Genomic DNA, 24,342 nt, shown 5'->3' with positions numbered 1-24,342 from the left:
GCTGTCAGATGTTACCATCTGACAGACAATAAACTATTTGTGTTTGAAATTAATTTCGGTCGGTGAGGCACCATTCGAGAGAATCTGTGTGCATCTGCGGCAAAGATTATTTGCTTATATGAACCTTCAATTTCTTATATGGTAGAATAAAGGGCGTTTGAATTATACGCTTGCTGTTATAAAACTATGGCAATGGATCCTTCGACTACGCTCAGGATGACAAAACGAAAAAAAAAATTGTTCTAAAAGTATTTCGTGTTAATATGCGTCTCCGTGGCAAATTACGCGTTGGTGTGCTGTCAAATGTTACCATCTGGCAGACAATAAACTATTTGTATTTAAAATTAATTTCGGTCGGTGAGGCACCATTCGATAGAATCTGTTTGCATCTGCGGCAACGATCATTTGCTTATATAAACCTTCAATTTCTTATATGGTAAAATAAAGGGCTTTTGAATTATACGCATGCTGTTATAAAACTATGGCAATGGATCCTTTGACTACGTTCAGGATGACAAAACGAAAGAAAGAATTGTTCTAAAAGTATTTCGTGTTAATATGCGTCTCCGTGGCAAATTACGCGTTGGTGTGCTGTCAGATGTTACCATCTGACAGACAATAAACTATTTGTGTTTGAAATTAATTTCGCTCGGTGAGGCACCATTCGAGAGAATCTGTGTGCATCTGCGGCAACGATCATTTGCTTATATAAACCTTCAATTTCTTATATGGTAGAATAAAGGGCTTTTGAATTATACGCATGCTGTTATAAAACTATGGCAATGGATCCTTTGACTACGTTCAGGATGACAAAACGAAAGAAAGAATTGTTCTAAAAGTATTTCGTGTTAATATGCATCTCCGTGGCAAATTACGCGTTGGTGTGCTGTCAGATGTTACCATCTGGCAGACAATAAACTTATTTGTGTTTAAAATTAATTTCGGTCGGTGAGGCACCAGTCGAGAGAATCTGTGTGCATCTGCGGCGACGATCGTTTGCTTATATGAACCTTCAATTTCTTATATGGTAGAATAAAGGGCTTTTGAATTAATACGCATGTTATAAAACTATGGCAATGGATCCTTCGACTACGCTCAGGATGACAAAACGAAGGAAGGAATTGTTCTAAAAGTATTCCGTGTTAATCTGCGTCTCCGTGGCAAATTACGCGTTGGTGTGCTGTCAGATGTTACCATCTGGCAGACAATAAACTATTTGTGTTTAAAATTAATTTCGGTCGGTGAGGCACCAGTCGAGAGAATCTGTGTGCATCTGCGGCAAAGATCATTTGCTTATATGAACCTTCAATTTCTTATATGGTAGAATAAAGGGCTTTTGAATTATGCGCATGCTGTTACAAAACTATGGCAATGGATCCTTCGACTACACTCAGGATGACAAAACGAAGGTAGGAATTGTTCTAAAAGTATTCCGTGTTAATCTGTGCCTCCGTGGCAAATTACGCGTTGGTGTGCTGTCAGATGTTACCATCTGGCAGACAATAAACTATTTGTGTTTAAAATTAATTTCGGTCGGTGAGGCACCATTCGATAGAATCTGTGTGCATCTGCGGCAACGATCATTTGCTTATATGAACCTTCAATTTCTTGTATGGTAGAATAAAGGGCTTTTGAATTATACGCATGCTGTTATAAAACTATGGCAATGGATCCTTCGACTACGCTCAGGATGACAAAACGAAGGAAGGAATTGTTCTAAAAGTATTCCGTGTTAATCTGCATCTCCGCAGCAAACTTATGTATGCGATTAGATATACCCCATAATTAGCATAATCTTTCTCAATGGCATCATCAGGCACAACAATAAAATTTTTACTGATATATCTCTATTAAATTTATATATTTCGGGCAATTAACCTCCGGTAAATCGATTAAACCAAATATTACTGCATGAATAAGGAAAAGTTGTTCAATGAAATCAAAGATTTGAGCATCATAAATTCTTTCTCGAAACACGAACAGCTTGTACAGGGAATCATCAATGGCCTCAATCATAAACTGATTGCCAAAGGTGATATGTTGCCTTCGGTTAATGAAATGATGAGGAAAACCGGTTTTGCCAAAGAAACCATTGGCAAGGCTTACAAAGAACTGATCAGCAGGGGGATTTTAGAATCGAAAAACAGGATGGGTTATTTTGTAGCTACCGACGATACTGAACAGCACCTTAAAGTTTGTTTGCTGATTTACGCTTTTGATACCTTCCAGGAAACATTTTACCAGAATTTCCGCGATCATCTGGGTGATAACATCCAGGTTGATGTATATTTTCACCACAACAATTTTAGTGTTTTCGAATCCATTATCAACAGCAACAAAGGCCAGTATGGCTTGTATGTAATTGCACCGATAGAAAGTAACGAGGCCAAAGATGTATTGGAGCAATTGCCAAAAGAAAAATTATTGATTGTAGATCGTTATGTAAAACTGAAAGGCGATTATTCCTATATCGTTCAAGAGTTTGAAAAGGCTTCTTATAATGCTTTTTTAGAATTGGCACCCAGAATTAAGGAATTTTCGGAATTTGTTTTCTTCTTTAAACCTTCTTCTGCCGAGCCGAATGAAGTATTGATTTCCTTTAAACGTTTTATAAAAGAATTTAATATCAACGGGGTAATCAAAAACAGTTATGAGGCAGGCAGTATTGCACCCGATAAGGTTTATTTTACCATACACAACCTCGAACTTTGGGAAATGCTGAAAGATACCAGGGTTAAAGGCTTAAAAGTGGGCAAAGATCTTGGAATCCTTTCGCATAACGATGATAATGTTAAAGAGATCATATTTGATGGGATTACCACTTTTTCAATCGATTTTGCGCACATGGGCCGCTTAGCTGCGGAGTTTGTGCTGAGCTTGAAGCCTATTAAACAGGTAATGGAAAATAAACTGATCAGAAGAAATTCACTTTAACACCATCGCGTGGGAACAACGGCCATCATCAGTTTTATCCTGTTCACGGTTTTAGCCGCGACCATCTCTTATTTTAAAACCAGAAAAACACAAAGATCAACAATAACTGGATTTTTCTTTGCCAACCGCACCAATGGTTTTATCATCATAGGGGCTTCGTTGTTTTTCAGCAACATCAGCGCTAACCAGTTTATCGGCGAAAACGAATCAGTTTACATCAATAACATGTCGGTAATTGGGTGGGGGATTTCCTCCATTTTTGCCATGATCATCGTTTCTGAGTTTTTTATTCCCATTTATTTTAAAACCGGGATCCGTACCATTCCCGATTTTTTGGAGAAACGGTATGATAAACAGACCAAAACGCTGGTTTCGGTTGTTTTTCTTTTCAGTTACATCATTAACCTGCTTCCATCAGTGCTTTATGGCGGTGCAGTTGCCTTTAGTAACCTGATAGATCTTTCCGGTTTTCACCTTTCCTATTGGGAAAGCATCTGGATATTTGTATGGATTATGGGGCTGATCGGTTCTGTTTATACCATTTTGGGTGGTTTTAAGGCCATTACCATTTCTGATACCGTATTGAGTGCCGGTATGCTGATTTTAATTATCGCGCTACCATATTACGGATTACGTTATTTAGGGCAAGGCGATTTTTTCAGCGGACTTTCTACCGTACTCTCTACTAAAAAAGAACACCTTAATGCCATTGGCAGCAGTAAAGATGCCGTTCCTTTTTCTACCTTATTTACAGGCATGCTGATCGTAAACCTTTATTACTGGGGTATGGAACAGTACATTATCCAGCAGGTACTGGCAGCCAAAAGTTTAGAAGAAGGTCAAAAAGGGATCGCATTAACCTGTTTTGCCAAATTACTTTGTCCATTATTAATTAATATTCCAGGTTTAATCGCGGTGCACCTTTATCCGGTTTTAACCAATACCAACCAGGTTTTTCCTTTGCTTATTAAAGATGTATTGCCACCACTTTTAATGGGTTTATCGGCCTGTGTTCTTTTTGGGGCTGCCATTACCACCTTTAATGCCGGACTTAACAGTTCGAGTACCTTATTTCTCCTCAATTTATATAAACCGTTTATGGAGAAGAAAGGCAAAATGCTATCAGATAAAAGTTTGTTGAGGACAGGGCGGTTGTTTCAGATTTCGGTTTCGTTATTTGCCATGGTTTTTGCACCCTTTATTATCTTTTCAAAGCATGGTTTTTATGAATACCTGCAAAAAATAAGCGCTATTTTCAGCCTTCCCATCTTTACCATTATCTTTTTAGGATTTATTACCAAAAAAATGCCGCCTATTGCCGCTAAAATCGGTATGCTTTTCTTTATTTCTTGTTATGTAATGAGTGAGTGGGTATTTTCTATCCAAATGCATTATCTCCATACCCTTTCTATTATCTTTATTGTTACAGTTTTATTGATGCTGGGCATTTCGAAATTATACCCGAACCAAAATCCATACCACCTGGTACTCGACAATAAAATTGCAATTATTCCCTGGAGGAATAGGCATTACTATCATATTGTATTAGTCTCACTAATGGCGCTTGTCTTTTTTATTTTCTCCTCTTATATACTTGCTTAGTCCTGTAATTCAGGCGTTTATATATTTCGTATAAGTGCTTGGAATATTAAATATTTTGTTTATAATTGTATCTGAAAATTATAGGATAGGATAGGATAGGATAAAATTTTCATTTGCTTGCGTTCCAGCGTTTTATTTCCTTTTTAAAAAGGGCATAACAAGTAAATAAAATGTTAAAGATCATTTATCTAATCTAAACGATATTTTCATTAACCAAATAATCCCCAATTATGAGAAATTTTACAACTTATTGTGCAGTAATGCAAAGCCTACCTTCGATTGCTAAAGGATGGCCGACGGATCTACAAAGTCTTAAAGGACATTAATTTCTGTCGATCTACATCTATCTACAATTTTTTAATTCATCATTTAAAAGCTTATTAGCAAATGAAGCAATTATTTTTGTTTTGTAGGCACCTGTCGGTGTCTGGCAGGCTAAAAAATGCACTGGTATTGACAGGTTCGATGCTTGTATTTTTCCTGATTTTTATGCCTGTTAAAGGTTATTCCCAGGCAGGGAAGAAAACCATTACGGGTAAGGTTACCGATACGTTAGGGGTAGGGCTGCCCGGCGTAACCGTAGCGGTTGTAAACAAGGTTAACGTAGGTACGCAGACCGATAACAACGGGAAATTTGTACTTGATGTTGCTCCGGGCGAAATCCTCCGTTTTTCTTATGTAGGTTATCGCGAGCAAAGGGCAACAGTGGGTGCGGGTAACGTGATCAACATTAAACTAACCGAAGAAAATATGCTATCTGAAGAGGTGGTGATTACCGCTTTGGGGCAAAAGCAACGTAAGGAAGCTTTGGTAGGTTCGGTTACCACGGTGAAAGTGGGCAACCTTAAAATACCTTCGAGTAATTTAACCAATGCACTTTCGGGTCAGATAGCTGGTGTAATCGGTTATCAGCGCAGCGGACAGCCCGGGCAGGATAATTCGCAGTTTTTTATCCGTGGGGTAACTACTTTTGGTTACAAACAGGATCCATTGATTTTGATTGATAACGTAGAGTTAACGAGCTCGGATCTTGCACGGTTACAGGTTGATGATATCGAAAGTTTCTCCATCCTGAAAGACGCGAGTGCTACGGCATTATATGGCGCCAGGGGTGCAAACGGGGTAATTTTAGTGGCTACCAAATCTGGCAAAGAAGGCAAGGCTAAAATCAGTTTCCGGTTGGAAAATTCTTCCTCTCAATCTACTCAAAACTTGGAACTTGCCGATCCGATTACTTATATGAGGCTTTTTAATGAGGCTACTATAGGCAGGGGAATGGATCCGATGTTTACACCGAACCAGATCATCAATACCCAGGCAACGGTAAATAAAAGCCCAGGTTATAACGAATATGTTTACCCTGCAGTTGATTGGTTGGGCCTGTTATTCAAAAAAAGAACCAGTACCCAGCGTGCCAATATGAGTGTAAGCGGTGGCGGTGGTGTGGCCAGGTATTATATTGCGGGTTCTTACAATCTTGATAATGGTGTGCTTAATCAAGACGACAGGAACAATAACGATAATAACGTAAAATTCCGTAATTACCAGTTGCGTTCAAACATCAATATCGATTTAGGCAAAACTACCGAATTGGTGGTGCGTTTATCGGGTAATTTTAGCGAATACAATGGTCCATTGGCTACCGATGGTGGTTTTTCTACCGATCTTTATAATATTGCGGTGCATACCAGTCCGGTTATATTTCCGGCTTATTTCCCTGCTGATGCGGCCAATCAAAATGCACAGCACATTTTATTCGGAAATACCGGTGGTACAGGGGTAAACAGTATTTTATACAATAACCCTTATGCTGCATTGCTCCGCGGACATAAAAGTTCAAGTGAATCGCGTATGTCGGCACAACTGGAACTGAACCAAAAACTCGATTTCTTAACAGAAGGACTTTCGTTCAAATCGATTTTCAGCACCAACAGGTATTCTTACTTCGATTCATCAATGGCTTATTCACCATTTTATTATAACGTAGGTTCGTATGATAAAGGAAGCAATACATACGTGTTAAACTGGTTAAACTCCGCTACCGGAGATCCATCTAAAGTTCCTAATATTGCACAGGAATATCTGAGCTATTATCCTGGCGATCCAAACATTAGTACCTTTCTTTATGGACAGGCTTCTGTAAACTACGACCATACTTTTGGTCAAAGCCATACCATTAGCGGTACATTGATCGGGACTGCCCAACAGAACCTTTATAACAACGCAAAAGATCCAAAAACCAATACCCGGACTTTACAATACTCACTTCCTTACCGCAATTTAGGTTTGGCAGGAAGATTAACCTACTCGTACAAAAGCCGTTATTTCCTTGAAACCAACTTTGGTTATAACGGATCGGAGAGGTTTTCGGAAAATCACCGTTTTGGTTTCTTCCCAACCATTGGTGCAGGATGGATTGTTTCGAACGAAAAATTCTGGATAGGCGGAATTGCAAATGTGGTTAACCGATTGAAATTGAGAGGTAGTTTTGGTTTGGTGGGTAACGATGCCATCGGATCGCAACGCTTTTTCTACCAATCAGATGTGAATTTAAATGGCGGTGGAAATTATGCTCAATTTGGTTATAATGGTGCGGCTACCCGCCCAGGGGTATACATCAACAGTTACGAAAATACCGATATTACCTGGGAAACTTCGCGCCAAACGAACATCGCTTTAGAAGCTACGCTTTTCAAAAACATGAACATTATTGCAGAGGTTTATAATAACGACCGCTACAATATTTACATGATCCGTAAAAATGTGCCAAGTACACTGGGTTTGGAGGCTATTGATCCCAACACTGGCGCACCTGATATTGGTGCCAACATTGGTAAGGCGCGATCAAGAGGGATCGATTTATCGCTTGATTATAAGTTTAACGTAAATGCATTTTCTTTTGCGGTACGGTCTAATTTAACTTTTGCCAAAAATAAATACATCAATTACGAGGAGCCGCAGTGGGCAGAAGCTTACCGTTACACTACTGGTCAGCCTATTAGCAGAAACTATGGTTACATTGCCGAGCGTTTGTTTGTTGATGATAAAGAGGTGGCAAATTCACCAACACAGATTTTTTCTACAGGAGGCAAACCGCCAAGGGCAGGTGATATTAAATACCGCGATTTAAATAATGATGGTAAAATTGATGATGCTGATAAAGCTTACATTGGTTTCCCTCAATCGCCAGAAGTGGTGTATGGTTTCGGTTTCAGTTCTTCATACAAAGGTTTCGATCTATCAGCCTTTTTTACCGGACAGGATAGAATGACTTTCTTTATCGATCCGCGGAAAGTTAGCCCTTTTGTACCAAGTGATCAGCAGTATATTTATGGTAATACACAATTGCTGAAAGATTTTGCCGATAACCATTGGTCGCCGGAAAACCAAAACCTGTATGCACTATACCCACGATTGGCGGTAAATGCTGCAGATCTGGAAAATAATGCACAAACCAGTACCTGGTGGATGAGGAATGGCCGTTTATTAAGGCTTAAATCGGTTGAACTTGGCTATACGCTTCCACAGCGTATTTCGAGTAAAATCAAGCTGAACTCATGCCGCATTTATTTAAACGGTTTAAACCTGATTACCTGGAGTCCATTTAAAATGTGGGACCCGGAGCAGGGCGGAAACGGTTTTGCCTATCCAATACAAAAGGTATTCAATGTTGGTCTTAACGTAACCTTATAATGAAAACGATAAAAACATATTTTACATACGGCTGCATCATGATGGTGCTGGGTACTTTTGTATCCTGTAAAAAGTATCTCGATATCACACCCGATAACTTAGGTACGCTTGATTATGCTTTCAGGAACAGGAATGAAGCCGAAAACTATTTATATTCTTGTTATGCTTACCTGCAGCGCATGAATGATGCGGCTTCAAACCCGGGTTTTACGACCTCATCGGAGCTGATTTATTCTAACACACTCGATAATTACCAGGGTTTTAACCGTACAGGTTTTAACTTATTAAGGGGTACACAAACGACAGCAAACCCAGGTTTAAATGCATGGGATGGCAGCGAAGGCAGTTATAGCCTTTGGCGTTCCATCAGGATCTGTAACATCATGCTCGAGAATATTGATAAACCGATTGATCTGGGTGCTGCAGAAAAACAACGCTGGATTGCCGAAACTAAATTTTTAAAAGCCTATTATCACTATGTGCTTTTTAAAATGTATGGTCCCATTCCGTTAATTAAAACCAATCTGGCCATTAATAGCAGTACTGATGAGGTGCGTGTTAAAAGGGTGCCAGTTGACGAAACAGTTGAATATATTGTATCTCTATTGGATGAAGCCATCCCTAATCTACCCGCTGTAATCAGCAGTCAGGCAACTGAATTGGGTAGGGTAACCAGTGTAATTGCGTTATCGGTTAAGGCCGATGTATTGGCAACAGCCGCAAGTCCGCTTTTTAACGGTAATCCTGATTATGTAAGCTTTAAAGATAAAGATGGAGTGAGTCTGTTTCCTGCAGCTTATGATGCGCAAAAATGGAAAAAAGCTGCTGATGCGGCTAAAGCGGCCATTACTGCTGCAGAAGGTCAGGGTATTAAATTATATACCTTCCAATCGCCAACAACCGTGGGTAAATTATCCGATTCGTTAAAAAGAGAATTGGATGTACAGAATGCCGTGACCGAAAAATGGGAGCTAAACGCCGAAATTATCTGGGCATCAAATCCTGAATTTAGCTATCAGGGTTTTGCAACACCAAGGCTTACTGCAAAATCGGCAGTAAACAATTTTTCTAATCCTTCTACTTTTTCTGCGCCGATAAGTACACAGGAACTTTTTTATACGGTTAACGGTGTGCCGATCAGCGAAGATAAAACCTGGGATTATGCAGGCAGGAATACCATTAAAGTGGGTGATAATGCCAGCCGTTATTATATTCAGCAAGGTTACGAAACCATTAAAGGCCATTTTGCACGCGAAACCCGCTTTTACGCCGATATCGCTTTTGATGGTGGTATCTGGTTTGGTAATGGAAGAAATAATCAGGACGATCCAGCCAATCCATTATACTATGTTTCGGCCAGGGGAACCGGGCTTGCAGCACCGAGCGATAACATCAGATTGAATATTACAGGTTACTGGCCAAAGAAACTGGTCAATTATGCCTCTGTGTATGATGATGGTTTTCAGCCATCGCCATTCCGTTTACCATTAATCAGGCTGGCCGGTTTATATTTACTTTATGCCGAGGCACTGAATGAGGTAAGTGGACCAAGCACGGAAGTATTTACCTATGTTGATAAAGTAAGACAAAGAGCAGGTTTACAGGGCGTACAGGCATCATGGACAAACTTTTCAAAAAACCCGAATAAATTTAATACCAAAGATGGTTTAAGGCAGATTATTCACCAGGAAAGAAGGATCGAGCTGTGTTTTGAAGGGCAGAGCGGCTGGGATTTAAGAAGATGGAAAGAACTTCAGGCAGTTTTAAATAACCCTATACAGGGCTGGAGCATCAATAATGCCGATGCGATAAACTATTACCGTCCAACTACCCAGTTTATCCCTGTTTTTGGCTTAAAAGATTATTTATGGCCAATCAGAAGTTACGATCTGGTTGTAAATCCAAACTTAGTTCAAAATCCTTATTGGTAGTTTAAAATATTAAAGATATGAAACGTATTAAATATAGTATTTACCTGGTGCTTATCGTTTCCGTTTTGGCCAGTATTGCTGCCTGTAAAAAAATGGAAACTTATAACGATCCGGCTTCGTCTGACATGACCAAGCCTGGGGTGGTAACCAATATTAAAGTAGATAATTTTAATGGCGGCGCTTATATTACTTATTCTTTGCCAAATTCAAAAAACCTTTTGTATGTACTGGCACAGTATAAAATAAATGGCGTAACCACCAGAGAAACTAAATCGAGTTATTATTCTGATTCGATTATGGTGGATGGTTTTGCCAAAAAGCAGGGTTACGATGTTACCTTATATGCCGTAAGCAGGGCAGAGGTTAAATCCGATCCTGTGGTGGTAAAAGTTAATCCCGATACCCCGCCTTATTTACTGGCTAAACCAACCATTAACGCCGAAGCTGATTTTGGCGGCATCAAAATTACAGGTACAAATCCAGCTAAAAATAACCTGGGGATTATCCTTTTGGGTGTTGGCAATAATAATGTTTCGGATGTAATCGATCAGCATTATGGCAAAACTGAAGTGATCAATTATTCGGTAAGGGGTTATGCTCCGGTGGCGAAGAAAATAGGTTATTACGTAACTGATAATTTTGGAAACATCTCTGATACTACTTATACAACTGTTACACCTTTCTTTGAAACCTTACTGGATAGAAATAAATTTTTCCAGTACAGGCTTCCTACAGATGGCGTGATTGCTTATGGCTGGGATCTGCCTTACTTATGGGATGGAAAAACAGATGGTAACTCTAACGGGTGGCACACGGCGCCGGGTGGTGCAATGCCTGCAATCGCTACATTTGGTTTGGGAGTAAGCGCAAAACTAAGCCGCTTTATTTTATGGGAAAGACCAGATGGTGGCGATAAGTATGCTTATGGGCACGGAAATCCTAAAGTATTTTCGGTATGGGGTTCTGATGTGGCTGCTCCACGCGATGCGCAACTTCCTTTATCAGCACCAGAGGGCACCATTATCGGCGACTGGATCAATATGGGTAATTATAATTATCCTAATCCTCCCTCAGGTTTAGCGCCTGTTGCACATACCACGGCAGATAACGATTTTGTAAAAGCAGGTGTAAGTTTCAATTTCCCGTTAAGCAATCCAAAAGTACGTTATGTGCGCCTTTCGGTAAGTACAACATGGTCTAACGGTACCTTTGCTCATGCGATGGAAATGGCCTTTTACGGCGATCCACGGTAGTTAATGATAATATAAAAAGATAAATTTTCAGATATGAAAAGTATATATAAAATTAGCGGTTTGCTGTTATTGCTGGTAACCGTAATCATCAGCTGTACCAAAGATGATCTTGCCTTTAAAGAATACTTAAAAGATGGTGAAATTGTGTACCCGGGCCGCGTAGCTAATATTGTTACCAAACCTGGTAATTTACGAACAGGCTTGTGGTGGAATCCAAGTCCAGATCCAAGTATAACCAAATATGTGGTGTACTGGAATAACAGTGCCGATTCGGTAGTGATTACACCTACCACCCATAATCCACTGGATACGATTAAAGTAACCATCCCGAATTTGAAGGAATATACCTATACTTTTACGGTTTATTCTTACGATGCACAGGGACATAAATCTATTCCGATTGAAGCCAGAAATGTAAGGGTTTTTGGTCCATTGTATCAATCAGGCTTATTAAACAGACCTTATAATGTGATAGATCCTTACTTTATTAACAGCACCAATTCTGTACAATTAAACTTTAATACACCCGATACCATTAATGTAAATACTGTGGTGAGGTATACTAATGTGGCTGGATCAACAGTAGATAAAATACTTTTGCCCCGTGATACTTCGATTACCCTGAACGACTACAAGCCTGGTACTGCAATCCAGTATAAATCATCGTACATTCCTGGTAAAGGTTCATTGGATGTATTTGCTGTGAGTGATTTCTCTGTTTTTCCAGAAATTGTACCAAGATATGTGCTTTGTAACCGATCGCTTTTTAACGAAGTTCATTTACCAGGCGATGCGCAGACTTACGAGTCGGGTACCAGCATCAGTAAATTGTGGGATGGAAGCGTTGGTCCGCAGGGCTATCCGAATATTTTCCATAGCGCAGGGAACAGCGGTATGCCACATGTAATTACCTTCGATTTAGGTAAAATATATACCAATTTGTCCCGTATAGAAGAAACCGGAAGAGATTGTTGTAATAATCCAGATCGTTTTGAAGTTTGGGGAACTGCCGATCTAAGCAATGCCACCACAACATTATCTGCAAGCGATAATAGTTGGCCCGCACAGGCAATAAGTAAAGGGTGGACGCTTTTAAAAGACGTAACCAGAACTGATGATGGAAAAAATGCTTTTACTTCGGAATTGGATAACGGAGGTAAACCGATTCGTTATATTCGCATCAGGATCAAGCATGTAACCAATGGCGATGGCAATTATAGCAATATGAGCGAAATCAGGTTCTGGAATATACAATAACCTTTTTAAACAGTTTTTTGCGAGGACTTTAACAGATGGCGGTCATCTCGACTGAAGCATTTCAATACAATGGTCGTCATTGCGAGAAGGCTTTTTCAGCCGACGAAGCAATCTATCTTGCAGTAATCACAAGCAGAAAAGATTGCTTCGTCGGTACCTCCTCGCAATGACGAGTTTTCTATTGAAGTATTTTTATGGTAGCGGACAAACATTCGGGACCGTGCTTCATCCGACAGCTTTCGGATCGGGATAATTAATAAAGTACAACACACACAAATGAAAAATGAATTTTAAACAACTGACGGGTATTGCGCTCTTTTCGCTTTTCATCAGTAAAAATGCTTTTGCCCAGCAAAAACCATTATTGCTCTGGTATGATAAACCTGCCAAAATCTGGGAAGAAACCCTTCCTTTGGGCAATGGTAAACTCGGTATGACGCCAGATGGTGGCGTTACCAAAGAGAATATCGTACTAAATGATATTACTTTATGGAGCGGAGGGAAACAGGATGCCAATAATTACGAAGCCTACAAAAGTCTGCCGAAAATCAGGCAACTGATATTAGAAGGTAAAAATGATGAAGCACAGGAACTGGTTAACCGCGATTTTGTTTGCAAAGGACAGGGTTCGGGGGGAGCAACCTGGGGTAAATACCAAACATTGGGCAATTTGCAGCTTGATTATCAATATCCAGGTGTTAAAAAAACAAAACCGGAGGTTTACAAAAGAACTTTATCGTTGGATAAAGCCGTGGCGACAACCGAATTTACGCTCAATGGCGTAAAATACAAAAGGGAATATTTCTGCAGTTTTGATGATGATGTAAATATTATCCGCATCACTGCCGATCAGCCTAAAAAGCTGAACTGCAATATTTCCATCAGCCGGCCCGAAAAAGCCACCTTGGCCAGTCAGGGCAATGAACTATTAATTTTTGGTCAGCTAGATAATGGAACGGATGGAAAAGGCATGAAGTACATGAGCCGCGTGAGTACTAAATTGAAAGATGGTTCAGTTACGAGCGAAGGCAATGTCCTTAAAATAAAGGATGCGACCGAAATTATTATTTACGTTGCGGCGGAGACCGATTTTAAACACGCCGATTTCGAAGCAAGGGTGAAAAATGTTCTTCAGCAAGCAAAAAAGAAAGCTTATGCAGAAGAACTGGCCAAACATAGCGCAAACTTTGGCAAGCTGTTTAACCGCTTAAAAATTAATTTAGGCGAAGGTGAAGCTGCGAAACTGCCAACCGATGTAAGGTTAGATCATTTCTATAAAGATTATAAAAATGATGTTTCGTTAAGTGCATTATTTTTCCAGTTTGGCCGCTATTTAAGCATCAGCAGTACCAGAGTAGGACTTTTACCCCCAAATCTTCAGGGTTTGTGGGCCAATCAGATTAATACCCCCTGGAACGGCGATTACCATCTGGATGTTAACGTACAGATGAACCACTTTGCCATCGAACCGGCCAATTTATCGGAGCTAAACCTTCCATTGGCTGAACTGGTAAGGAATTTAACCGAACATGGCACAAAAACGGCCAAAGCCTATTACAATGCCGATGGCTGGATTGCCCACGTGATTACCAATGTTTGGGGCTTTACCGAACCTGGTGAAAGTGCGTCATGGGGAGCTTCAAATGCAGGTTCGGGCTGGTTATGCAGTAACCTTTGGGATCATTTCGCTTACAGTCGCGATTTAAAATACCTGAAAAGCATTTATCCGATCTTAAAAGGATCAGCCGCATTTTACCAGAGTGTTTTGATCAAAGATCCAAAAACGGGCTGGTTGGTTACTTCTCCTTCCGTATCGCCCGAAAATACTTTTTACCTGCCCAATGGGAAAACCGCAAGCATTTCGATGGGACCAACCATTGATAACCAGATTGTAAGGGAACTTTTTAATAACGTCATCACCGCGGCAAAACTGCTTAAAGTTGATGTCGCCTTTAGCGCCTCGCTAAAAGAAAAACTTAAATCGATTCCGCCAGTTGGCGTAATCAGCAAAGACGGACGCATACAGGAATGGCTGGAAGATTATAAAGAAACCGATCCACAGCACCGTCACATTTCGCATTTATATGGCGTTTATCCGGCAGGTTTAATCACACCAACTTCAACCCCGGCTTTAGCTGAAGCCGCAAAAAAAACACTCGAAGTTAGGGGAGATGACGGGCCAAGTTGGTCGATTGCTTATAAACAGTTATTTTGGGCAAGGTTACAGGATGGGAACCGGGCATTTAAATTGTTCAGGGAGATTTTAAAACCTACTTTGCGTACCGATATCAATTATGGTGCAGGTGGGGGTGTTTACCCGAATATGTTATCGGCCGGACCACCGTTCCAGATTGATGGTAACTTTGGTGCCGCTGCAGCCATTGCCGAAATGCTGATCCAGAGTCACGATGGTTTTATCGAACTGCTACCTGCTATTCCGGATGCATGGAAAGCCTTTGGCGAAATTAAAGGATTAAAAGCGAGGGGCAATTTTACTGTTAATATGAACTGGAAGGATGGTAAAATTACTTCCTATAAAATAGCTTCGGCAACACCGCAGAAAGTAAAAGTTAAAATAAACGGAAAACTGACTACAATAACTTCGGTTAAAATTTAGAACGATACATGATTTTTAAATTTTTATTCAAACATCAGGCTCTTTTAATTTTAAGCATACTGCTCTTTTTTGGCAGATCTGCCTCGGCAATCATTATTAATTATGGTAAAACCGGAAAAATAGACTACAACCTTAAAGCCGGCACTTTTAATGTTTCTGATGGAACAAATCAACTGTTGCTAAATGGTTTTTCGCAGGCCGAATACCAGAAAACATTGCTCAGTTCTAAAACCTATGATAAGATCAACTATACTCAAACACCCATTAAAAATCGCTTTGGGACTGGTATTCAGCATATATTCTGGTTAAGAAAAAATGGTTTGCCTACCATGCAGCAGATATTTTATACTTATACCGATAAAAATTATTTTATAATCGAAATTGCGCTACAAGGTGTCGGTTTATCCATTAATCATATGGTTCCCCTAAATGGAAATTTGATTGATCAGGAGCATACCGATACACCCACAAGTTTATTTGTACCTTTTGATAACGATACCTTCATTTCTTATAATACCGTATCCTTAAAAGCGAATGTTAGCAATCCAAGTGCAGAAGTTAGCGCATTATATCACGATCAATCGCGAAATGGTTTTGTAATCGGTTCTATAGATCACAGCAACTGGAAAACAGGGATCATTACCGCGATGGATAACGACAAAAAAATTGGTATCCAAGCCATTTGTGGTTATACTGAAGAAAGCATTACCCGCGATAAAATTCCGCATGGTTATTTAAGTGGCAACTCAATCAGTTCGGCGAAAGTATTTTTCGGTGCTTTTGATGACTGGCGTTTGGGCATGGAAACTTATGCCAAACTAAACAGGATTTCGGAACCGCCTATTGTTTTTAAATGGAATAAAGCCACACCAGTGGGTTGGAACAGCTGGGGTGCCATGCAGGAGAAAATTACGCTAGAGAAAGCCAATCAGGTAACTGATTTTTTTGCCGATAGTTTAAAAAAATTCAGGAGCGGAGGCGTAGCTTATATCGATCTCGATTCGTACTGGGATAATCTGCTAAAAGGTGGTTTGACGGGTGATTACTCCAAACTAAAAGCCTTTGCCGATCATGCTAAATCAAAAGGGTTAAAGCCTGGTATTTATTGGGCACCTTTTGTTGATTGGGGTTTTGCAGGGGGTGGCAACCGCAAAGCAGAAGGAACTGATTATACCTTTGGTGAGATGTGGACGAAAGTTGGCGCTGGTTATCACGATATTGATGGCGCACGGGCATTGGATCCAACGCATCCGGGTACGCAGCAACGCATTGCAACTGTAATTAAAAAGTTTAAAGAATGCGGTTTTGAAATGATTAAAATCGACTTTTTAGGTCATGCCGCCATAGAATCCAATCATTTTTACGATCCGAAAATTACAACAGGTATGCAGGCTTACAAAGTCGGAATGGAGTTTTTGTTAAAACAACTCGATGGTAAAATGCTGATTTATGCTGCTATTTCACCAAACCTGGCTTCTGGAAGGTATGTACATGTACGCCGCATTGCCTGCGATGCGTTTAAATCGATAAAAGATACCGAATATACTTTAAACAGTGTAGGCAATGGCTGGTGGCAAACCTACCTTTACGATTATATCGATGCCGACCATGTGGTATTCTCTGATCAATCTGATCAGGAAAATACGGCCAGGTTTTTATCTGCAATTGTTACAGGTACCTGCATCACCGGCGATGATTTTTCACGCAAGGGTAAATGGACAAGCACTGCCCGGCGTTTGTTGAACAATACCAAAATCTTAAAGATTTTAGAGGATGGAAAAGCATTTGTTCCGGTAGAAGGAAACAGAGGAAAATCGGCTTCACAGCTTTTTGTTAAGCAGGTGGGTAATGTAAAATACCTGGCCATATTTAATTATGGTGACGAAGCGAAGGATTTTAAAATTGATTTTTCAAGAATCGGTTTAAAAGCGGATAAATTATACAGCGCTGAAAATCTGATCAGCCAAAAAGTCGAATCCTTTAAAAACTACCAAACGCTGAATTTGACCGGAAAAGATGCCCTCCTCCTTAAAATTATGGTCAAACCCTAACTTAAATCAACCCTCTATCTATAAAAAACATTAGCGATTACTATTGAAAACACAAATGAACAAATCAGATCAATTTACAGGTTACATCAGGCATGGCGCATTGGCCATTGCCGTTTCCATTTTTGCCGTAACCCAGCTCAACGCCCAAACCATTATTCCTATCGAAACTGCCCATAATGCGCTGGTTTTACAGGCCGACGCGAAAAAAGATGTAAACACCATATTTTTTGGGAAAAAACTTGCCGATAAACAAGAATATGCACAGGTTAGCGGTCAGTACAAACAAACAGAAGATTATACCGGACAGTTAAATTCGGCTTACACACCATCGGGGTCAAGAAACCTGGTTGAACCGGCCATTAGTGTTACACACGCAGATGGTAATAATTCGCTCGACCTTAAATATGTTGATCATAGCGTTACCGCAATTGATGATAATGTAAGTTTGTTAAAGATCAGGTTAAAAGATCCGGTGTACAATTTCGAAGTAACGCTGTTTTATAAATCTTTTTACAAACAGGATGTAATAGAGCAATGGACTGAAATTAAACACAACGAAAAAGGTATCGTGGTATTGAATAAATATGCTTCTGCAAATCTGCATCTAAAATCGCCACATTTTTGGCTTAACCAGTACCATGGCGATTGGGCAAAGGAAATGCAGCCCGAACAGAGTGAAATTACCCATGGTATTAAAACTTTGGATAGCAAGTTGGGTACCAGGGCCAACCTTTTTCAGCCCTCAGTTTTTATGATTTCGATGGATAAACCTGCTGAGGAAAATGAAGGCAACGTTTTATATGGCGCTTTGGAGTGGAGCGGTAATTTCAAGGTCGATCTGGAACTCGATTATCAGGATAACCTGCGCATTATTGCGGGTATGAATAATTATGCTTCGCCATACAGCTTAAAACCGGGCGAAGTTTTTGCAACACCAGCTTTTTTATATACTTTTTCTGATCAGGGAAAAGGTGATGCGAGCAGAAAATTACAGAGCTGGGCACGGAATTATAAAATATTGGATGGTAAAGGCAGTCGCTTAACGCTTTTGAACAACTGGGAAGCCACTTATTTCGACTTTAACGAACAAAAACTGGCCGATTTATTAAAAGATACCAAAAAACTGGGTGTCGATTTCTTTTTGCTCGATGATGGCTGGTTTGGGAATAAATATCCACGGAATGATGATCATGCGGCACTGGGCGACTGGCAGGAAAACAAAAAGAAACTTCCTAACGGCATTGCCTCACTGGTAAAAGAAGCTGATAAAGTGGGAACCCGGTTCGGGATCTGGATTGAACCTGAAATGGTGAGCCCTAAGAGCGAATTGTACGAAAAACATCCTGATTGGGTAGTGAAACAGCCGAACCGCCCGGAATATTATTTCAGGAACCAGCTGGAGCTTGATCTTTCGAATCCAAAAGTGCAGGATTTTGTTTTTGGAGTGGTTGACGATCTGTTTACCAAAAACCCGAAACTCGCCTACATTAAATGGGATTGTAATGCAGTAATTTATAATGCTTATTCTGCGCATTTAAAAAATCAGTCGCACTTTTATATCGATTATGTAAAGGGCTTGTATAGTGTTTTACAACGCATTCGTTCCAAATACCCAACCGTACCGATGATGTTATGTTCGGGTGGCGGCGGCAGGGTAGATTATGCTGCTTTACAGTATTTTACAGAATTCTGGCCAAGCGACAATACCGATCCGTTAGAAAGGATTTTTATGCAGTGGGAATACTCTTATTTTTATCCTGCCATCAGCAGTTCTAATCATGTAACTGATTGGGGCAAACAATCGATAAAATTCCGTACTGATGTAGCCATGATGGGCAAACTGGGTTTCGATATTGTGGTGAGTAAACTGCCTGAAAAGGAACTTCAGTTTTGTCAGGATGCGATTAAAAATTATAATGAGGTGAAAGAAATTATCTGGCAGGGCGAACAATACCGTTTGGCCGATCCACGTGCAGGCAGCGTAGCCTCAATGTTATATGTAAACGAACAGAAAACGGAAGGTGTGATCTTTAATTACCTGGTAAATTACCGTTATGGAGAGGGAAGTAAGTATCCTGTAAAATTAAATGGTTTAGATGCCAATAAAAAATATCAAATCAAAGAGATTAACCTTTTTCCGGGTACTAAATCGCCAATTGATGGCAGCAAAATTTACACAGGAGATTTTTTAATGAAGGTTGGTTTTAACCCGGTTTTAACTACCGATAGAACGAGTGTGGTGCTGAAGTTTGAGGAGGTAAAGTAGTTTAAAGGAGTACGTTATTAATAAAGTCCGTTATTGCGAGGAGGAACGACAAAGCAATCTTAAAGCGCACGCTAATAGCGATCGTTGTAAGATTGCTTCGTCGGCTGAAAAAGCCTTCTCGCAATGACGGACTTTTTGCCTGTTAGTTGTTCGTGTTCTCGCGCAGGCCCGTCATCTCGACCGTAGCATAGCGGAGAGATCTATCTGTCTCCGTAGTTCTTGTCCTCACGCACCACTTGCGAGGGTTTATTCGTAACTGAATTAAAGAAATAATAGGCCCTTCGACTACGCTCAGGCTGACCTAACGAAGAGATGAACCTTGTAATAGATTTCTCGGCTTCGTTGCACCCGATAGTTAACGGGGCCGCTCGAAATGACGATTTTTCTTATGATGACCATCCGCGAGTAATTGACTCTGGACTGAGGACTAAAGACTTTGGACTCAAAACTACTCCAAACTACTCTTCCCCGTTCATAAATGCCCGTGGATTCTTTCCAAACTGCTTTTTAAACTCCCTGCTAAAGTATTTCGGATCGTTGAAGCCCACCTGATAGGCCACCTCATAAATCGTAAACCTGTTTTGTTTAAATAACTCCATGGCCTTTTTTAAACGGATCGATTTTACAAAATCATTTACCGAAAGGTTGGTGAGCTGTCTGATTTTTTTGTAGAGTACCGGTTTGCTCATACCGATCATCGAAGCCAGTTCTGATACCCCAAAATCTTCATCTGCAATGTGCTGATCGATATAGCCCAGTAATTTTTGCATAAAAGCTTCATCAACGGCATTAATGGTGAGTTCTTTTGGCTGCAGATGGATGTGTTTCAGGAACTTTTGGCGCATTACCTGTCTCGACATCAGTAAATTGCGTACGTTGAGCAAAAGTAACTCCGGACTAAAAGGCTTGGTGATGTAGGCATCAGCACCAGTTTCTAAACCGCTCACCTGGTGGATATGCGACGAACGGGCGGTAAGTATAATCACCGGAATATGACTGGTGCGCTCGTCCTGTTTAAGGCGGCGGCAAAGTTCGATACCATCCATAACCGGCATCATGATGTCGCAGATAATCAGATCGGGGAGCATTTCTACAGCTGTTTCCCAACCCAGTAAGCCGTTTTCACTTTCGGCAATCTGGTAGTTATTGCCAACTAAAGAAGTGATTAACGATCTGATTTCACTATTATCTTCAACCACCAAAATGGTTTCAGCAGCCGGATCCATTTCTTTTTCAGGATTTATCACCGTGATTGTTTCCTCTGCCTGTTGTGTGTAAAGGTCGGGGTGGGCAGGATAATCTTTTACCCCATCAAAAAGTGCTGTTTTTAAATGCGATTTCCCCTTTTTTAACTTTACGGTAAATTTGGTGAAACCCCTTGAACCATTTTTGGCAGGCGTACTTTCTACCGCAATGCTTCCCTGGTGTTCCTCAACAATAGCTTTTGATAAGGCAAGCCCGATACCCGACCCAATGTGGCTCTGCTGCTCATCTACCTGGAAATAATCGCTAAACAAACCTCTAAGGCTTTCGGCAGGAATACCCAGGCCATTATCAGAAATACTGATGGTTACATCATCATCCAATTCGAGCACAGAAACTGAAATTTTACCTCCTTTATCGCAGAATTTAAAGGCATTGGATAAAAGGTTGAACAATACCTTTTCGAGCTGTCGTTTATCAAAAAACAGATTGATGTTTTCTTGTCCGTGTATAAATTCATACTGAATGCCATTAGCCTGCGCCAGATGAGAGAAGGAGATAAAAATTTCATTGATAAATTCGATGATATTATCTTCGGTAACATGCAAAGTAAGGTGCCCGGTTTCGGCTTTTCTAAAATCCATTAGTTCCGTAATCAAACGCATGAGCCTGTTGGCATTGTTTTTTATGGGAATTAGCTGCCGGTTTAGCTCGGTATCGGTTTGGTATTGATTAGAAAGATTTTCTAATGGGCCAAGAATCAGTGTAAGCGGGGTTCTGATCTCATGCGCTACGTAAGTGAAGAAATTCAGTTTCATTTTCTGCATATCTTCAGTACGTTTTAATAATGCACGCACAAAAAGATAACGCACAATCAGGAACAATAATCCGGAAAAAAAGGCCAGGTAAATGAAATAGGCCCACCAGGTTGCCCAAAAGGGTGGGAGTATGATAATATTTAGTGAAGCTGCTTTACCACCCGGATTTCCATCGTTATTATTGCCCGTAACCATAAAGGTATAATTGCCCGAAGGCAGATCGGCATAACTTACACTAGGTACATCGGTTTTTGTCCATGCTTTACTATGGCCTTTAAGCATATAACTGTAGCTGTTTTTTTCGGGTTTGATATAGTTGAGCAGTGCAAAGTCAATGCTGAAATTATTTTCATCGTGTTTAAAGGTAATTTGTGGTGTGTTTTGGATAGCTTTCTTTAATATTCCATCGCCACCGTTTACCTCTACAGGCTGATTGAACAGTTTAAGTCCGGTAAAGGTGATGGGGGCAACATTTTTGTTAATGTCGATCTGTTTCGGATAAAACGCAGTCAATCCATCGTATCCCCCAAAGAAGAATTTGCTATGGCTATCTTTTAAAAAAGAATTGATGTTAAAATTGTTTCCTGCAAGTCCATCGCTTTTAGTGTAGTTGATAAATTTTCCTGTGCTGGTAACCAGTTTGGATAAGCCTTTATCAGTGCTGATCCATAAGTTCTTTTCCTCATCTTCGATTATTCCAAATACATTGCTGTTTGGCAGTCCATCTTTTTCATTATAATTCTTGAACTTTCTGCTTTTATAGTCGAAGATGCTCAATCCACCCAAAGCTGTTCCGATACCGATATTTCCATTTTTCAACTGCATGATGCAATTGATATAATCTGACTTTAGACCTTTGGTATTGGCTTTATTCTGATAATAAGCTGTAATTCTTTTTAAGGTAGGATTGTAGGCATATAATCCTGCCCTGGTGCCGATCCAGAGGTTTTTGGCCTGATCCTCAAAAATCACCTGAATATATTTATTCCGTATGCTTTTCTCTAAAATGCTTTTAACGGTTGTGCCGGCATACACACCATTTGTTTTAGATAGGGTAGATAAACCATCCCTGGAGCCCACCCAAACCATTCCATTACTATCTTCCGTTATCGCGATGACTTCGGCACCGCCAGGCGAATTTTTTACATCCTTAACATTGATTATTTTTCTGAAATTCTGCGCAGATGGATTAAAAACATACAGACCGCCACGGTGTGTACCCACCAATAACTGTCCCGTTTTATCGAGGCATAATGTTTTAATCAGATTCGAGTTCAGTCCGTTGCTGTTGTTTGGTTCCGATCTGTAATAGGTAAAGGTATTTTTGCTGCGGTTTACATAATTTAAGCCGCCACCTTCCGTTCCGATCCAAAGGTTATGGTATTGATCTTCGGCCATGGCACTCACAATATTGCTGCTCAGGCCCTGTTGTTTTTTCGAATTCCGGTATACCGTAAATGGCGTGGCAGAGGGATAAACCACATTAACGCCTTTATAAAATGTACCTACATACATGGAACCGTTTAAATCCTGGAAAATACTGTGAATGGAATTTTGGCTCAGCCCGCTGCCCTGTTCCGGATCGTAGCGGTAATTGCTGAATTTACGGGTATTGGGATCGAAGATACTTAAACCTTCCTGTGTGCCAATCCAGATGTTTCCTGTTTTATCACAGGTGAGTTTACGGATATCGTTATTTACAATTGAATTAGCATCTGTAGCACTGGTTTGGTAACGTGTAAAGGTTTTATGTTGGTAATCGAATAGGTTTAAACCACTGTAAGTACCCAGCCAAAGGCGCTTTTGTTTATCGATGATGATGCTTTTTACCGCATTGGAACTGATGCTTTTTGCATCGTTGGCCCTGTGCCTGAAAATCTCGAAATGATATTTTCCTTTTACCTGATAAATTCGAACTAAACCATTAAATGTACCTACCCAAAGGTTCTGCCGGTCATCTTTAAAAACTGAAAAGATGAGATTTATCCCTGTTTTATGATCGGGTTTATCAAAAAGGAATTTTTTAAAAACCTGCTTTTCGGCATTAACGACCAGATTGAGCCCGTTATAAGTACCGATCCAGATATTTTGCTGAGGATCTTCGTATACACACTCTACCGAATCGCAGCTGAAAGATTTTGAAGAGCTTTTTTTGTTGATCCTGATAAAACGATCGCTTTTTTCATTGTAGAGATTTAATCCATTTTCGGTACCCACCCATAACCGTCCTTTGCTGTCGCTCAATAGGGTGGTAATTACATTATCCGAGATGCTGTTCTGGTTGTCGGAACTGCTATTGTAAATTTTAAAACGGTAGCCATCATAGCGGTTTAGTCCATGCCGGGTTCCCATCCAGATCAGCTGGTTTTTATCCTGTGCGATGGCCATCACCGAATTTTGCGACAAGCCATTCTCCATCGTAAGGTGATTAAATACAATGGGCTTTTGCGCGTACAGGGATGTGCATATCAAAAGCAGCAGACAGAATCCTATTGCGCTAAAACGCGGCTTCATCATTTAGGTTAGTTTTATTTGGGATCGTGGTATTTCACTTTAAATATAGGGCGAATTGATTAAAATATGGAAGAATTGCCATTTTTCTACCCTTTCATTTACAATTTTCGACCTTTTTAATTTTACGCCCAACTAGTTTTGGTAAAGCCAATACAAGGTGATAAAAGAGCATTCACCAGCAGTAATTAACCAATCCTGTAATT

The 24,342-nt window shown here is 40.2% G+C and carries 10 protein-coding genes; 9 read left to right on the top strand and 1 reads right to left on the bottom strand.

The window, feature by feature from the left end:
* Nucleotides 1–1,911 precede the first annotated feature (1,911 nt).
* From U859_RS0105330 to U859_RS0105290, 9 genes are all read left to right on the top strand, one after another.
* The gene (locus tag U859_RS0105330) at nucleotides 1,912–2,934 is read left to right on the top strand and encodes a GntR family transcriptional regulator (protein ID WP_025142390.1); all 1,023 of its coding nucleotides are present in this window, start codon (nucleotides 1,912–1,914) and stop codon (nucleotides 2,932–2,934) included.
* A 9-nt stretch (nucleotides 2,935–2,943) separates the two neighbouring features.
* On the top strand, nucleotides 2,944–4,536 hold the full coding sequence (locus U859_RS0105325; protein WP_025142389.1) for a solute:sodium symporter family transporter: 1,593 nt from the start codon (nucleotides 2,944–2,946) through the stop codon (nucleotides 4,534–4,536).
* 387 nt (nucleotides 4,537–4,923) lie between these two features.
* Complete coding sequence (locus U859_RS0105320; RefSeq protein ID WP_025142388.1) at nucleotides 4,924–8,229, top strand: SusC/RagA family TonB-linked outer membrane protein; 3,306 nt, start codon at nucleotides 4,924–4,926, stop codon at nucleotides 8,227–8,229.
* The gene (locus U859_RS0105315; RefSeq protein ID WP_029985481.1) at nucleotides 8,229–10,160 is read left to right on the top strand and encodes a RagB/SusD family nutrient uptake outer membrane protein; all 1,932 of its coding nucleotides are present in this window, start codon (nucleotides 8,229–8,231) and stop codon (nucleotides 10,158–10,160) included. The genes U859_RS0105320 and U859_RS0105315 overlap by 1 nt, the downstream gene beginning before the upstream one ends.
* A gap of 17 nt (nucleotides 10,161–10,177) precedes the next feature.
* Nucleotides 10,178–11,413 carry a DUF5000 domain-containing lipoprotein gene (locus tag U859_RS0105310; protein ID WP_025142386.1) on the top strand — a complete coding sequence of 412 codons (1,236 nt, stop codon included), beginning with the start codon at nucleotides 10,178–10,180 and terminating at the stop codon, nucleotides 11,411–11,413.
* Between the two features lie 33 nt (nucleotides 11,414–11,446).
* Nucleotides 11,447–12,670 (top strand): DUF4998 domain-containing protein, encoded by a 1,224-nt coding sequence (locus U859_RS0105305; RefSeq protein WP_025142385.1) that lies wholly within the window; start codon nucleotides 11,447–11,449, stop codon nucleotides 12,668–12,670.
* 283 nt (nucleotides 12,671–12,953) lie between these two features.
* Nucleotides 12,954–15,287 (top strand): glycosyl hydrolase family 95 catalytic domain-containing protein, encoded by a 2,334-nt coding sequence (locus U859_RS0105300; protein ID WP_025142384.1) that lies wholly within the window; start codon nucleotides 12,954–12,956, stop codon nucleotides 15,285–15,287.
* Between the two features lie 8 nt (nucleotides 15,288–15,295).
* Nucleotides 15,296–17,338, top strand: a complete 2,043-nt coding sequence (locus tag U859_RS0105295; RefSeq protein ID WP_025142383.1) for an alpha-galactosidase — start codon at nucleotides 15,296–15,298, stop codon at nucleotides 17,336–17,338.
* Between the two features lie 55 nt (nucleotides 17,339–17,393).
* Nucleotides 17,394–19,604 carry an alpha-galactosidase gene (locus U859_RS0105290; protein ID WP_025142382.1) on the top strand — a complete coding sequence of 737 codons (2,211 nt, stop codon included), beginning with the start codon at nucleotides 17,394–17,396 and terminating at the stop codon, nucleotides 19,602–19,604.
* Nucleotides 19,605–20,062: 458 nt separating this feature from the next.
* Here U859_RS0105290 and U859_RS0105285 read toward each other — a convergent pair whose 3' ends face one another.
* The gene (locus U859_RS0105285; protein ID WP_084153025.1) at nucleotides 20,063–24,142 is read right to left on the bottom strand and encodes a hybrid sensor histidine kinase/response regulator transcription factor; all 4,080 of its coding nucleotides are present in this window, start codon (nucleotides 24,140–24,142) and stop codon (nucleotides 20,063–20,065) included.
* Nucleotides 24,143–24,342: the final 200 nt, after the last annotated feature.

This window comes from Pedobacter jeongneungensis, assembly GCF_000633455.1.
In the GTDB taxonomy this organism is placed as follows: Bacteria; Bacteroidota; Bacteroidia; order Sphingobacteriales; family Sphingobacteriaceae; genus Pedobacter; species Pedobacter jeongneungensis_A.
This window is presented reverse-complemented; position numbering and strand designations above follow the sequence as displayed.

What these genes read in the sequence shown, in the direction of transcription:
- U859_RS0105330 (WP_025142390.1), top strand. Translation starts at nt 1,912, where the DNA reads ATGAATAAGGAAAAGTTGTTCAATGAAATCAAAGATTTGAGCATCATA.
- U859_RS0105320 (WP_025142388.1), top strand. Translation starts at nt 4,924, where the DNA reads ATGAAGCAATTATTTTTGTTTTGTAGGCACCTGTCGGTGTCTGGCAGG.
- U859_RS0105315 (WP_029985481.1), top strand. Translation starts at nt 8,229, where the DNA reads ATGAAAACGATAAAAACATATTTTACATACGGCTGCATCATGATGGTG.
- U859_RS0105310 (WP_025142386.1), top strand. Translation starts at nt 10,178, where the DNA reads ATGAAACGTATTAAATATAGTATTTACCTGGTGCTTATCGTTTCCGTT.
- U859_RS0105305 (WP_025142385.1), top strand. Translation starts at nt 11,447, where the DNA reads ATGAAAAGTATATATAAAATTAGCGGTTTGCTGTTATTGCTGGTAACC.
- U859_RS0105300 (WP_025142384.1), top strand. Translation starts at nt 12,954, where the DNA reads ATGAATTTTAAACAACTGACGGGTATTGCGCTCTTTTCGCTTTTCATC.
- U859_RS0105295 (WP_025142383.1), top strand. Translation starts at nt 15,296, where the DNA reads ATGATTTTTAAATTTTTATTCAAACATCAGGCTCTTTTAATTTTAAGC.
- U859_RS0105290 (WP_025142382.1), top strand. Translation starts at nt 17,394, where the DNA reads ATGAACAAATCAGATCAATTTACAGGTTACATCAGGCATGGCGCATTG.
- U859_RS0105285 (WP_084153025.1), bottom strand. Translation starts at nt 24,142, where the DNA reads ATGATGAAGCCGCGTTTTAGCGCAATAGGATTCTGTCTGCTGCTTTTG.